The following is a 13,896-nucleotide window of genomic DNA, read 5'->3' as shown; positions in this document are numbered from 1 at the left end:
TTCGTGGCATCTTTTCGTAAGAACATTTGCGAAAAATTGCCTAGAAACTTAAGTATTTGACTCTTATTAAGGTCCAAAAGCAACAAAGTTTACGAAAAGAGCCTTTAATAAAGAAAGGTCTAGCTCCTTAGAGTTAGGGCTTCATCAATCAGAGCTGTAGTTTAAATGAAGTAACAGCAAGAAAAATCGGGTGGTGCCTGGCACCGCCCGATTTTTGTATTTCTGCTTTTCAATCAAATCTTGTGGGTCCTACATACTATAAATTATTGTAAAAATATACCAATCTAACTAATTAATACTATTTTATGATATAATTCTACTAGATTTGTATTTATTGTTAATCAGGAGTTGGAATGCATGATTACCAGTTTGAAGCAGCTTTTTAATGAGAGCGCGTCTGATTTAAGGAAGTTACATAAGCTTGTAAATCAGTACAGATTTTGACAAATAAATCCCTATTTCGATAAAAAGTGCTTAATTCACCAAGGATATCCTTATTTTTCTAGGATTTTTTAGAGGATATATGGAGGAATTCCTTTAGTCTTAGTAAAATAGAACTAGTAAAAAATTCATAAATAGATTGATAAGTGAGAATGCTATTTGGAGATTAATCGTTAATAGGCAATAAAGATGATAGGGTCTAATGAACTATTCTGCGAAATGCAGAATTTCGCAGATTGAAAGAAAATTTATCGAATTTTAGTCAGCTCCCCAGTCATTTAAAGTACGAAAGTTTTTATAAGCAATTGCTCTGTAGAGAAAAATCTTTACAGGGCTTTTCATTTTTTTATCTATAAGTCCTATTAATCTGAATTACATTATTTGGATGGAATTTTAATACAAACATCTTTATTTTTATAAAATTAAAAGGTACTATTATTTGTATTATTTTGTTCAACAAGAGGAGGTTTCCGCAATGAAAGATCAATTAAAAAAAGAACTAGATTTGATACAGCAGAAACTATGGGAGATTAACGATCATTTATACCATCATCCAGAATTAGGGGATCAGGAATTTGAATCCATGGAGCTCTTAGTTGGATTTCTTGAAGAGCATGGCTTTACCGTAGAAAAAGGGATTGTCGACCGTCCTACAGCCTTTAAAGCGGTGTATGACAGTAAAAAAGCGGGGCCTTCAATCGCTTATTTGTCTGAATATGATGCCTTACCAGGGGTCGGACATGGATGCGGCCACAATATGATTGGAACGATGAGCGCGGGTGCTGGTGTCCTCTTAAGTAAAGTGGTCGACGAAATTGGCGGTCGCGTTGTCGTGCTGGGGACACCGGCGGAAGAAACAAACGGTGCCAAGGTTCCAATGGCTGAACAGGGTGTTTTTGCGGATATTGATGCTGCGATGATCCTCCACCCTGCTGACGAATCTTATGAAAGCGGGCTATCGCTTGCGATGGATGCAATTCAATTTGATTTCCGGGGAAAATCAAGCCATGCGGCTGCATCTCCTGAAAAAGGCATTAATGCCCTTGATGCCGTGATTCAATTATTTAATGGGATTAATGCGCTTCGTCAGCATGTGACCTCTGATGTTCGCATTCACGGGATTATTAAGGAAGGTGGCGTTGCGGCCAACATCGTGCCGGATAAAGCTGTCGCCCAATTCTATGTTCGGGCCGGCAGCCGCAGCTATTTAAATGAAGTCGTGGAAAAGGTGAAAAACATCGCAAAGGGTGCTGCCCTTATGACAGGGGCAGAAGTCCATATCGATAATTATGAATTAAGCTATGATAATATGGTCACAAATCAGACGTTATCCCAGTTGTTTACGAAAAATCTATTATCGGCAGGGATTAAAAAGGTGAACAAACCGAAAGAATCTTATGGTTCCATTGATATGGGAAATGTCAGCCATGTGGTTCCGGCGATTCATCCTTATATCGGGTTGGATTCTCCGGGGCTTGTTGCCCATACCACGGAATTTGCCAATACCACGATTACGGATAACTCCCATCGGGTTCTCGCTAATGGCGCATTGGCACTCGCATATACAGGATTAGACATAATGACTAATCCAGAAACATTTGAAAAAGTGAAAAGTGAATTTTTATCCACTGTCAAATAATTTATGCAAATAAAAGTACCTCTTTTTAAAAGGGGTATTTTTTTATGGTTAATATTAGAATAGTTTTTCAAAGGTCTATTAAACTAGGTAATCAAGTTACTTTTCTGAATATTTTTATATTAATAAAATATCTTTTCAAAAGCAAAATTACGTGTTATTATACATTCAGTTGAATAAAAATTCAATCCTATTAAAATAAACTATTAAAATCATAGGGGGAGACACCATGAAAAAAGCATTTTTATTTATAACGATGGTATGCATGTTGGTTATGATTGCTGCATGCGGCAAAAGCAATGATAAAACGGCAAATGCAAAAGACAAAGTATTAACGATGGCAACATCAGCTGATTTTGCCCCATTTGAATCAAGAGACACCGCGGGAAATCCGCAAGGCTTTGATATTGATTTGGCGAATATGATCGCAAAGGAATTAGGATATAAGCTTGAAATTAGAGATATGAAGTTTGACGGTTTAATCGGAGCCCTGCAAGCAAACCGTGCGGACATGGTTCTTGCTGGGATGTCTGCTACTGAAAAACGTAAGAAAAATGTTGATTTTTCAACTGAATATAACCGTTCAGGTGAAATGTTTATCACTTTAAAAGGTGCAAATATCAAATCAGTAGATGATTTAAAAGGAAAAACGGTTGGTGTTCAACTTGGAACGATTCAAGAAGAGGGTGCAAAAAAACTTCAGGAAAAAGTTCAATTTGACGTGAAACCATTGGATAATTCTACGACATTAATTCAAGAACTTTTATCAAAACGCATTCAAGTAGCCTATATGGATAAATCTGTAGCAACTGGTTATATTAAGAAGCAAAACCTGGATGGATTTGATGATCCTACAAGCAGTTCACCAGGGATGGCCGTCGCTTTTCCAAAAGGAAGCAAGCTTGTTGGGGATGTAAATAAGGTTCTTAAAAAATTAGAAGACAACGGGGAACTTCAAAAGTTGAAGGATAAGTGGTTAAAGGATCAAAAGTAGTAAGACTGGCTTAGAATATATATTGAAGTGAGGTGTAAGGCATGAATTTGGATTTTAGCCAAATTGTGCCTTATATTCCTTTTATGCTAAAAGGAATATGGGTAACATTAAAATTTGTCTTTTTCGCAATTTTGTTCGGGTTTGTACTCGGTACAGTTTTCGCGCTTTTTAAAATTTCACACTTAAAAGTATTAAATTGGATTGCTGGTATTTATACCTCGATTTTTCGCGGTACACCATTGATTTTGCAATTAATGATTATTTACTTTGCTATTCCACAATTAACAGGTTATGATATTTCTCCATTTTTATCATCCATTTTAGCATTTGGTTTAAACTCAGCGGCATACGTTTCAGAAATTATTCGGGCAGGAATACAGGCAGTGGATAAAGGGCAGACAGAGGCTGCTCAGGCGCTCGGAGTTCCTTATCGTTTGATGATGAAGGACATTATATTGCCGCAGGCGATGAAAAATATATTGCCGGCGCTTATGAATGAATTTGTTTCACTTACTAAGGAATCCGCCCTGGTTTCGACGATTGGTTATTTAGATTTGATGCGTCGTGCCCAGGTGGTTGGGGCAGATATTTATCGAAATTTTGAACCGCTTATTTTTGTTGGTGTCATTTATTGGGTGATGGTAATGATACTGACAACGATTGGCAAGCAGGTTGAAAGAAGGTTGAAATACAGTGATTAAAGTAGAAAACCTTTATAAACAATTTGGAAACACAGAAGTCTTAAAGAATATTTCGACTACGATTGAACACGGCGAGGTAGTGTCGATTATTGGACCATCCGGGTCAGGCAAGTCCACCTTCCTTCGTTGTTTAAACCTGTTGGAGACGCCGACTAATGGGAAAGTAATGGTGAACAATCAAGACATTACTGATCCAAAAACGAATATTATGAAGGTGCGGCAACAGATTGGCATGGTGTTTCAACACTTCCATTTATTTCCGCATATGACCGTTTTAGAAAATTTAATGTATGCTCCCATGAAGGTAAAAGGAGAATCTCGTGCGGATGCAGAAACAAAGGCGAAAAAATTATTGGCCAGTGTTGGTTTAACGGAAAAAACCTCCGCATATCCGAATAATCTTTCCGGCGGACAGAAGCAGCGTGTAGCAATTGCAAGGGCACTTGCGATGGAACCGGAGTTAATGTTATTTGATGAACCAACATCGGCACTTGACCCGGAAATGGTCAAGGAGGTTTTGAATGTTATGAAGGATCTTGCCGGGTCCGGGATGACGATGGTGATTGTAACACATGAGATGGGATTTGCCAGAGAAGTAGCCGACCGGGTAATTTTCCTCGATGAGGGACAACTTCTCGAAGAAGGCTCCCCACAGGAGTTTTTTAGTAATCCGAAAACAACAAGAGCTCAAGACTTTTTAGAAAAAGTTTTGTAAAAAACAACACAATATAAGCCAGCCCATTATTTCTGGGCTGGCTTATATTGTGAAGGATTATTTTTTGGTAGACTAGAAAAATATTCAAACAAATTTGTAATGTATCTTGTAAGCTCGAAACCTTCCTTATTTGCATAATCGGATAGCAACAACTTATTTCCTTCCATTTCTTTTTCCCCCTCGTATTGCCGTCTATCCCTATTTATTTCCAAACTATTACTCTTTTATACAATGAAAATAAAAAACTATACTTGTACTGTGGAACAAAAAAATCGGGTGGTGACAGGCACCACCCGATTTATGTCGAATTTAATCGGTTGCTTTTTTGCTTTTTCCCAAGTAGATTCACGACAATGACACCGGAGATGGCAATGAGGCCCCCAATGAGCGAGGTGCTGCTTGGCCATTCCTTTAGCCAGATCCATGCGACGATGATGACGACTACGGGTTCGATGTAGAGCATGCTTGTTACGGAACCAGCTTTTCCTGCAGAGAGTGCGAGTCCCCATGTGACGTAGCCGATGGCGGTTGGGAAAATGCCAATGTAAATAGCTGATAGGTGTGCCTCCAAAGATGCATGCTGGAGGTCGTGAAAGAGTCCAGGAAGGAACAATAGAAATGGGATGGTTCCAGCCCATGAAAAATAAGCAGTCAATTCAATCGAGCTATACCTGCTTAAGAGCGGTTTTTGAAAAGCAAATAATACAGAGGTTGCTACCGCCGCCATAATGACTAAAAAGGCACCTTTTGAAATCGTTAAAGAAGGTCCTGTTGTTGCAAAGGAAACTACGCCAATACCAATAAAACCAATTGCCAACCCCAACCAGCCGGCAATACCTAGGCGTTCTTTTAATACAAAAACAGCAATCAGTGCCGTAAAAATGGGCGCTGAGGCAACAAGCATACCCGCGGTACCTGCCGAAACGGTTTCTTGACCAAAGGTAACCCCAATATGGTAGATGCTAATACCCACCCATCCAAGGAGTAAAATTCTTAAAATGTCCCCTTTTTTCGGCAGACGAAATTTAACCCCCGGAAGCAGTGCGTATATTCCAAATAATCCTGAGGCGATTAAGTAACGAATGAGAACTAAATGGCCTGCTGTGTAGCCACCTTCCAGGCCGGCTTTAATGGCAGGGAATGTAGATCCCCATATAATGACAGTAATTGAGGCTAAAATGAAAGCCTTGGTGTTCATATTTCTCTCCCCCAGATCCGTACATAAAATCAAGGTTATCATGGAATCTGAATTGCATCAATATTTCGGTATATTAGCATGGATTAAAGTATGGAAGTTGATGAAAGTATTTGTCGAAAAAAGCGATAAGAGGTAAAAGTTGACAAAGGATTTATCTTAGAAAATGTCGAATTTCACGATATAATCGTAATTATAAATCCGAAAGGACCAGTACCTATGTGGAAACAACATGTGAACGATTTACCTCTATATCGCAAGATTCTAGTATTCTCCTTTTTAATAACATTTGTGGTAGTAGTATCTACAGCTGGGTTCACATTTTATTATGTAACTAATCATTTAGCCAACCAATTGACAGAGCGTGCCAAGGGAATAGCCAGTCTTTGGAGCTATACGATTCCCTCCGAAGATGTGCTACAAGCAATCCATTCTCACAATCCGAAAAGCCCGTCTTTAAAAAAATTGAATAACTTGGTTGGATTAGTGCAGGAAAAAAATGCTGAGTATTTACAAGGGTATTTAATGGATGCAAAGATTGAAGAAGGACAAGAATTGCACTTTTTAGCGGTAACTGAAACAGACCGTTTGGATGGAATTAGAAATTTCAGTTCCTACCAAGCAGGGAATGAATTTTTTCAAGCCTTTGAACGTGCCATTAAAGAAAAGAAAGTTATCAGCAGCCGTCTTTATCACGACCGCTACGGGGATTGGATTACTGCTTTCCAGCCAATTACCGATCATAACGGTAAGGTGATTGCTGTACTTGCAGTAGATGTCAATGCTTCAGCGATAAATCACTTTAAGGAAAAAATCGGAATATACGTCATTTTTTCTTTAATCATTATTACGATTTTAGTTTACCTTACCTTAAGATGGGGGATTCGAAGGGTTCTTGCTCCAGTGAATGAAATTATTTCTGGAATCAATGCAGTGAGCTCAGGTAATTTTAATGTTAAACTCAATATCTCAAGCCAATCAGATATGGTAAAGCTCGGTGAAAAATTTAATCATATGACCTCCCAGTTGACCGTATTGTTTGAACGACTGGCGGATACCTATAAGGAATTTGGTTCGATTCCCAAAAATCTAGGGAGTGTCCATCAAGTAGAAGAAGCCATCGGTGAAATGGAAAAAATTATTGAAAAAACGAAAATTCAAAAGGAATTGCAGAGGGCAGAAAAGATGAATGCGATTGGACAGCTAGCTGCTGCTGTTGCCCATGAAATCCGCAATCCTATGACAGTGGTTCGTGGATTTTTACAAATATTTTTAACAAAAGATCACTTGAGTGAAACGGAATTAAGCTATATACAATTAATGATCGATGAATTAAACCGGGCGGAAATTATTATTAATGACTATCTTTCACTCGCGAAGCCGGATCTTGAACAAATTGAAAAGGTAGATATAAGTGATTTATCGAAAAAAGTGGCAGATTTGATGAACACCTTTGCCTTCATGTCTAAAAATATTTCCTTACATACGATTTTGAAAACGGAAGTTTTGGTGAAAGGAAATCAAAGTGAATTAAAACAAGTTATTATTAATATTGTTAAGAATGGCATTGAATCTATGAGGTCTGGCGGAGTATTGACCCTTACTGTCCGGAAAAATGAGAGATATGGTGAAATTATTGTAACAGATACCGGTATTGGGATGTCCCCAGAAGAAATGGAGAGATTAGGAACCGCCTTTTACTCCTTGAAGGAAAAAGGTACAGGCATGGGGTTAATGGTCTGCTATCAAATTGTCGAAAGAATGAAAGGCAGGATTGATGTGGAAAGTGAAAAAGGTGTTGGCACCACCTTTAAAGTTTGTATCCCTCTCTGGGAAGAGGATAATGGAGAAGGATAAAATAATAAGTTATATTCGGCAGCTGTCACTGGCTGTCTTTTTTTATAGGGATTTTCGCATGTTTACAAGAATGCATACTTGTGTACGTTTTGTAAACATTTGTAGACAATTTCGTTTACACGTATACAAATGCGTTTGCGCGGCTACACAACGCTATTTGTACGAATTTGTCATCATTGGTTACAAAATGTACATTTTACAAAAAAACATTTAGCCTATTAGGACAGATGAGTAATGTTCCTTTCTTTTGTACATAAAAACTATCGAATTTTGGCAATGGATAAGGGGTAATGAGATGTCGTCGGATCATTCAGAAATATACAAGAACACCCTTCTGTTTCTTTTAGGAATTATAACATTATAGTCTGCTATAAAAGTCTGTTAAGAATAAAAGATTGGATGAATTGAAAGTGAAAAGGCTGTTGGTACCTCTATTAAAGCCTATGCCCTGCTCTGGGAAGGAAAACTAACAATACTATTGTAAGAGGGAATTATATCAGGCTGACTTTTTATAGGAATTCCGTATGTTTACAAAAATGTTTTCTTGTATACTTTTTCGTAAACAATTGTAGATGTTTTTGTTGACATGTATACAAACATGTTTACAAGGCAATCTAACGGTTAATTTTATGAAATGGCTCCATTAATAATCATTCTTGAAATTGTAACTTGGTTGATAGGAGCAAGTCTCCTGTTTTCCTGCTGAAAAGACGGTTCAAGAGAGAGAATACATGCTTATTTGCTTGAGCATGCCTCCAGACCTCCTTTAGAGAGGACATCAACAGACAAGTTTTACTGAGTCTATCAAAAAAGATAATGACTGGGTGGTGGATTTGCCCCCTACTATCGGAACAACGATCGATATGGAAAGATTGTGGTAACCGATAAGAGTATTGGGATGCCCTAGAAAAATGAAAAGGATTAGGAGGAGCGTTCCATACTCTTAAGGAAAAGAAACAGGCATGAGGTTAATGTTTTGATGATAGATAGTGAAAAAATGAAAGTGGGGATTGATGTCCAAAGTGAAAAAGTTGTTGATCCTACCATTACAATCAATACCCCACTCTGGGAAGAAGAAAACTATCAATAATATTTTGAGGAACCATGACAGGCTGTCTTTTTACAGAATTCCGTATGTTTACAAAAATGTTTTCTTGTATACTTTTTTGTAAACAATTGTAGACGTTTTTGTTGACATGTATACAAATACGTTTACAAGGCTATCAAACGGTTAATTTTATGAAAAGGCTACTGAATGCTCACTGTTGAATGTGCAGCTTAGTTGAGAGGAACAAGACTCCTGATGAAAAGACGGTTCTAGAAAGAGACTGTAGGCTTAATCGTTTGAGTATGGCTCAGGCCCGCCTTTAAGAGGGAAATCAACAGACACGTTTAACGGAGCCTATCAAAAAAGATAATGAACGGGTGGTGTATTGCCCCTTACTCTCCGAAACAACAATCAATATGGGAAGATTGTGGTAACCAATAAGAGTATGGGGATGTCCTAGAAGAATGAAAAAGATTAGGAAGAGCGTTTTCCACCCTTTAAGGAATAAGTAATAGGCATATGGTTAATGTTCCGCTAGTAGATAGTGAAAAAAAGTGAAAGGTGGTTTTATGCGGAAAGTGAAAAAGTTGTTGATCCTACCATCACAATCAATACCCCACTCTGGAAAGAAGAAAACTAGCAATAATATTTTGAATAACAATACAAGGCTGTCTTTTTACAGAATTTCGTATGTTTACAAAATAGTTTACTTGTATACGATTTTGTAAACTATTGTATACAATTTCGTTTACGTGTGTACAAATACGTAAACATGGTAATATAATTAAGTGTGCACAAGTTGTCGCAGTTGTTTACAAAAATGTACACAAGTAGGGTAAAGTTTACAGGATGTTTACAGGTTTACGGTTTTGTTTCTTTTACAATATTACCATTGAAAAATCTGTTAATTCCCCTTACTCTTTTAATAGGCAAACTTGAAATACATACCTATTATTAATTAATAATCTAGTAACTTAATTAAGGAGAGATAAACGGATGTCGAATTCTAGAATTGCGGCTGTAGATGTAGGAAATGATTCAATTAAGGCTATTTTTGGGGAATTAGACTATCAAGTCACAATCCCCAATATTATTGCAAGAGATACTGAAGACCGGCCGGTAATTGGGATTGAAGAATTAGATACTAAAAACCCTCTTGATGGAATTCATATTAAGGTACACTCCCCTGCCCTGAAAGAGAATAACGTTATTTATCGTATTGGTAATTTAGCAGCGAAAAGCAATAATACTGCTGAATTAGATCCAGGCAGCAGTAAATCAGAAGAAGATCAAACACTCGTTATGTTGTTTGCGACACTTGCTTTAGATGCAGTAAGGGCTGAAAATGAAAAGTTTTTTCCACGCGTGAAAAATATCATTGACGCAAACTACACACTTGGAACAGGTCTCCCTCTTCGCGAGGTAAAAGAGGGTAAGGATGTGGGCTACCGCTCCAAATTGATTGGTTCTGTCCACCAAGTAGAATTCCTTGTAACACCAAAATACCAAGGGTTAAAAGTAAACATTAAATTTAATGAGGTAAAGGTTTATCCTGAGGGCTTTGCTGCCTTTATTAACCTTGTTATGGATCACAACTTAAAAATTGTTAATAAAGATTTGATTGATAAAAGAATCTTAATCCAAGATATCGGAGGATTGTCGACAGATATCGCAGTCATCAAGAACCGAAATGTCGATGATGATAAAGCGCAGGGCTTTAACCTTGGTGTGTCTGAATCATTGGAGGCCATTCGTGAGGAAATTAGAACAAAACATGGTGTTGAATTAGACAGCCGCCGCGATGTGGTTGAAATTATTACAAGAAAAAATGACCGCAATCATATTATGGTAAAAGGAAGCCGGACAAGTGTTCATGATATTACAGATCGCATTCTTGTCGAATTAGCCAAAAAACAATACCGCTTATTGCGCAATGTTTGGCAAAAGAACTCCCAAACTGAAATTTGCTATTTCGTTGGCGGAGGATCGATTGTTTTAAAAGAGTATATTAAAACTTTAAACAATCATCTAGATGGCTATAACATTGAATTTTTTGAAGATGAAAAAGAAAGTATCTGGATGATGGCAAATGCTTATTACAAACTAATCACTGATTTTGTTAGGAAGAGCGAAAAGCCAAAAGTGGTACAAGAGCCAGTTAAAAAAGCCTAAAATAGGGTGATCCTATGAAAAATTCCACCTCAAGTGAAATTAAGCGGGGACAGGCGCTCTCCTTTCGCATTCCTTCTGATACACCCGACCATTTAGTAAAACAGCTGCAATTACTAAAAGAGCACGAAAGAAGGAACTTTTCGAGTAAAATTGCTGATTTTGTCATGCAGGGAGTTGCGAGTTCTTATGCAAGGGAGAAGGAAACGGTTACGATTCCTCTCCCCCATAAATTAAACAAATCACAGCGGGATTGGTTGAAACATGAGCATTCCCTTGCTTTGCTGGGAAGTATCCTCCATCATTTGTTGTCCGACCCAGTGCGGTCAACCGCATTGCTTGCTACGCTAAATAGCAGCTCAGTGGATATTGACGAGGCATTATACCTTCAAGAAGATTTAGGAGAGGATCCTTTTCCTGTATCTGTAACATCTAAGGTCTCAGCTAGGGAAGAAACTGCTTCAGCCGCTGACGATGACTTAAGCGCATTTGAATGGGAAACAGCATCGCAAGGCCAACCGCAGGGCGTGGAGCAAGAAAAGAAAGAAGAAGCTGAAAACAGTCTGGAAGACCTGCTAGGAGATTTCCTTTCTAGTATGAATAAATAAATTCGATAAAATTCGGGTGGTGCCTTCACCACCCGAATTTTTGTCGATTGGATAGGTGGTCATCAATTTCCAGTTGACGTTTATTAGCATGTTCTTTATGATTATGGAAGAGTTAAATGCCCGTAATTGGCGGGAGAGGTTCATAGCGGAAACCCTCTATAAAAAACTATGGATTCATGACGATTCGCCATGTCCATATTGGACATGGCTTTTTTTTAAGAGATAAGAAAGTAAAAGTTTTGACTTCGAGAATGGTCCAGCGCAAGCGCCTAGCCCCTCGAGGTCACAAGCCAATCCGTCCAAAAGGTTAAAGAACAACCTTCCGGCCGGCTTATCTTGTGCTATGCCTGAGGCTGAACAAGGTGCTTGCGCTTTTCTTAGTATTGATATTTTTACAGGAGGTCTTTTTATGTCTGGAAGAAACCATGAGGAAGGTTTAAAGGATTTAACCTTGTTAGGAAATCAGAATACACAATATTCTTTTGAATATGCACCTGAGGTATTGGAGGCAGTTGATAATCTCCATTCCAATCGGGATTATTTTGTAAAATTTAATTGTCCGGAGTTTACCAGTCTTTGTCCAATAACAAAACAGCCTGATTTTGCAACGATGTATATTTCTTATATTCCTGATAAAAAAATCGTTGAGAGCAAATCGCTGAAGTTATATCTTTTTAGTTTCAGAAACCACGGCGATTTCCATGAAGACTGCGTCAACATCATTATGAACGACTTAATTAAATTACTAGACCCGCGTTATATCGAAGTGTGGGGGAAATTTACACCGCGCGGCGGCATTTCAATTGACCCTTGGTGCAATTACGGCAAACCAGGAACAAAATATGAGGAAATGGCTCAGTTTCGCTTAATGAATCATGATCTTTATCCGGAAAAAGTGGATAATCGCTAAAATCAGCCAATCGTTTTTTTGACTGAATTGCATAAAGTGGCGATATTTTAACCAATATAAAGCCCCGGCATTTTTTGCCGAGGCTTTTGTTTATATCAAATTAGATTCCATGTGCAACCATGGCATTTGCTACTTTTAAGAAACCAGCAATATTAGCGCCGATGACTAAATTGCCTGGATGACCGAATTCTTCAGATGCTTTGACACTGTTTTGATAGATTTGGACCATGATTTGGTGCAGTTTTGCATCCACTTCTTCGAATGTCCAGGATAGACGCGCACTGTTTTGGGACATTTCTAATGCAGAAACGGCAACGCCGCCAGCATTTGCTGCCTTCGCAGGCGCGAAAAGAACATTATTCTGAAGGAATACATCAATGGCAGCAAGTGTGGATGGCATGTTTGCACCTTCACCAACTGCTTGAACACCGTTGGAAACAAGTGTTTTTGCGGAAATTTCATCAATTTCATTTTGCGTTGCACATGGTAAAGCAATATCACATGGAATCGACCAAAGTCCATTGCAACCTTCATAATATTGGGCATGAGGATGCTCATTTACATATTCACTGATTCTTTTTCTTTCGACTTCTTTTAACCGTTTAACCGTTTCAAGGTTAATTCCGTTTTCATCATAAACATAGCCGTTTGAGTCACTGCAGGCAACAATCTTTGCACCCAATTGTGCAGCTTTTTCAATTGCATAAATCGAAACATTTCCGGAACCCGATATAACAACTGTACTTCCATCGAAACTAAGTCCGCGGTCATTTAACATTTCTTCGACAAAATAAACCAACCCGTAGCCTGTTGCTTCCGTACGCGCTAAGCTTCCGCCATATCCAAGACCTTTGCCGGTTAAGACTCCTGCTTCAAAGCCCCCGCGGATTTTTTTGTATTGACCAAACAAGAAGCCGATTTCTCTTGCACCAACGCCGATATCACCAGCTGGAACATCTACATCCGGGCTAATATGGCGATAGAGCTCCGTCATGAAGCTTTGCGTAAAACGCATAACTTCTCCGTCAGATTTCCCCTTAGGATCAAAATCTGAGCCGCCTTTTCCCCCGCCAATTGGCAAACCGGTCAAAGAATTTTTAAAAATTTGCTCAAAGCCCAAAAATTTAATAATACTGGCGTTTACGGAAGGATGGAAACGTAATCCTCCCTTATACGGTCCAATCGCATTATTAAATTGAACACGGAATCCACGGTTTACTTGAACCTTCCCTTCGTCATCAACCCATGGAACTCGAAAGCTAATGGTACGGTCGGGCTCAACAAGCCTTTCGAGAATGCCGTGCTGCATGTATTTTGGATATTTTGCAAAAACAGGAATAAGTGAATCGGTAATTTCCTTTACCGCTTGATGAAATTCGCTTTCGTATGGATTTCTATTTTTAACAGTTTCAAAAACCTCTTTTACATATTCTTTTGCCAATAGGTATTCAACCTGATTGACCTCCTCAATTGCCGACATTTAGATTTCGCCCCTAACTAAATATTATTTATTTAATTTTCCTAATTATTGGAATTATTATATAAAATATTTTATAATAGAGAATTAATCTAATCAATCTAAATATTGGGGACTATTAATCGAAAATATAGATGAATGATAG

The 13,896-nt window shown here is 38.2% G+C and carries 11 protein-coding genes; 8 read left to right on the top strand and 3 right to left on the bottom strand.

Translation table 11 applies throughout. From position 1 onward, the window contains the following. Positions 1 to 916: 916 nt before the first annotated feature. From BIV60_RS18395 to BIV60_RS18380, 4 genes are all read left to right on the top strand, one after another. On the top strand, positions 917 to 2,080 hold the full coding sequence (locus BIV60_RS18395) for a M20 family metallopeptidase (RefSeq protein WP_071357168.1): 1,164 nt from the start codon (positions 917 to 919) through the stop codon (positions 2,078 to 2,080). A 226-nt stretch (positions 2,081 to 2,306) separates the two neighbouring features. After that, positions 2,307 to 3,071 (top strand): substrate-binding periplasmic protein, encoded by a 765-nt coding sequence (locus BIV60_RS18390; protein ID WP_071357167.1) that lies wholly within the window; start codon positions 2,307 to 2,309, stop codon positions 3,069 to 3,071. A gap of 41 nt (positions 3,072 to 3,112) precedes the next feature. Then, the gene (locus BIV60_RS18385; protein ID WP_071357166.1) at positions 3,113 to 3,772 is read left to right on the top strand and encodes an amino acid ABC transporter permease; all 660 of its coding nucleotides are present in this window, start codon (positions 3,113 to 3,115) and stop codon (positions 3,770 to 3,772) included. After that, entirely contained in the window at positions 3,765 to 4,487 is a 723-nt protein-coding gene (locus BIV60_RS18380) for an amino acid ABC transporter ATP-binding protein (protein ID WP_071357165.1), read from the top strand. Before BIV60_RS18385 ends, BIV60_RS18380 begins: the two co-directional genes overlap by 8 nt. Positions 4,488 to 4,513: 26 nt before the next feature. Here BIV60_RS18380 and BIV60_RS29800 read toward each other — a convergent pair whose 3' ends face one another. Then, a complete protein-coding gene (locus BIV60_RS29800; RefSeq protein ID WP_177177338.1) occupies positions 4,514 to 4,654 on the bottom strand; it encodes a hypothetical protein in 141 nt (46 codons plus the stop codon). A 131-nt stretch (positions 4,655 to 4,785) separates the two neighbouring features. Continuing rightward, positions 4,786 to 5,685 (bottom strand): DMT family transporter, encoded by a 900-nt coding sequence (locus BIV60_RS18375; RefSeq protein WP_071357164.1) that lies wholly within the window; start codon positions 5,683 to 5,685, stop codon positions 4,786 to 4,788. A 216-nt stretch (positions 5,686 to 5,901) separates the two neighbouring features. Between BIV60_RS18375 and BIV60_RS18370 the strand changes: the two genes are divergently transcribed. The 4 genes from BIV60_RS18370 to queF all read left to right on the top strand — a co-directional run bounded on the left by BIV60_RS18370 (position 5,902) and on the right by queF (position 12,274). Then, positions 5,902 to 7,539 (top strand): sensor histidine kinase, encoded by a 1,638-nt coding sequence (locus tag BIV60_RS18370; RefSeq protein WP_071357163.1) that lies wholly within the window; start codon positions 5,902 to 5,904, stop codon positions 7,537 to 7,539. Between the two features lie 2,044 nt (positions 7,540 to 9,583). After that, entirely contained in the window at positions 9,584 to 10,759 is a 1,176-nt protein-coding gene (locus BIV60_RS18365) for a ParM/StbA family protein (protein ID WP_071357162.1), read from the top strand. Positions 10,760 to 10,773: 14 nt separating this feature from the next. Then, positions 10,774 to 11,364 (top strand): hypothetical protein, encoded by a 591-nt coding sequence (locus tag BIV60_RS18360; RefSeq protein WP_071357161.1) that lies wholly within the window; start codon positions 10,774 to 10,776, stop codon positions 11,362 to 11,364. 409 nt (positions 11,365 to 11,773) lie between these two features. After that, positions 11,774 to 12,274 (top strand): preQ(1) synthase, encoded by a 501-nt coding sequence (queF, locus tag BIV60_RS18355; protein ID WP_071357160.1) that lies wholly within the window; start codon positions 11,774 to 11,776, stop codon positions 12,272 to 12,274. A gap of 100 nt (positions 12,275 to 12,374) precedes the next feature. On the opposite strand, the gene gdhA is transcribed toward queF, so the two are convergent. After that, positions 12,375 to 13,754: an NADP-specific glutamate dehydrogenase gene (gdhA, locus tag BIV60_RS18350; RefSeq protein WP_071357159.1), complete on the bottom strand. Its 1,380-nt coding sequence runs from the start codon at positions 13,752 to 13,754 to the stop codon at positions 12,375 to 12,377. Positions 13,755 to 13,896 lie beyond the last annotated feature (142 nt).

Origin of the sequence: Bacillus sp. MUM 116 (assembly GCF_001866655.1) — a bacterium.
Taxonomy (GTDB): Bacteria; Bacillota; Bacilli; order Bacillales; family Cytobacillaceae; genus Neobacillus.
The sequence above is the reverse complement of the archived record's forward strand: the minus strand, read 5'-3'. Positions and strand labels throughout refer to the sequence as shown.

What these genes read in the sequence shown, in the direction of transcription:
- queF (WP_071357160.1), top strand. Translation starts at nt 11,774, where the DNA reads ATGTCTGGAAGAAACCATGAGGAAGGTTTAAAGGATTTAACCTTGTTA.
- BIV60_RS18365 (WP_071357162.1), top strand. Translation starts at nt 9,584, where the DNA reads ATGTCGAATTCTAGAATTGCGGCTGTAGATGTAGGAAATGATTCAATT.
- BIV60_RS18360 (WP_071357161.1), top strand. Translation starts at nt 10,774, where the DNA reads ATGAAAAATTCCACCTCAAGTGAAATTAAGCGGGGACAGGCGCTCTCC.
- gdhA (WP_071357159.1), bottom strand. Translation starts at nt 13,754, where the DNA reads ATGTCGGCAATTGAGGAGGTCAATCAGGTTGAATACCTATTGGCAAAA.
- BIV60_RS18390 (WP_071357167.1), top strand. Translation starts at nt 2,307, where the DNA reads ATGAAAAAAGCATTTTTATTTATAACGATGGTATGCATGTTGGTTATG.
- BIV60_RS18375 (WP_071357164.1), bottom strand. Translation starts at nt 5,685, where the DNA reads ATGAACACCAAGGCTTTCATTTTAGCCTCAATTACTGTCATTATATGG.
- BIV60_RS18385 (WP_071357166.1), top strand. Translation starts at nt 3,113, where the DNA reads ATGAATTTGGATTTTAGCCAAATTGTGCCTTATATTCCTTTTATGCTA.
- BIV60_RS18370 (WP_071357163.1), top strand. Translation starts at nt 5,902, where the DNA reads ATGTGGAAACAACATGTGAACGATTTACCTCTATATCGCAAGATTCTA.
- BIV60_RS18395 (WP_071357168.1), top strand. Translation starts at nt 917, where the DNA reads ATGAAAGATCAATTAAAAAAAGAACTAGATTTGATACAGCAGAAACTA.
- BIV60_RS29800 (WP_177177338.1), bottom strand. Translation starts at nt 4,654, where the DNA reads ATGGAAGGAAATAAGTTGTTGCTATCCGATTATGCAAATAAGGAAGGT.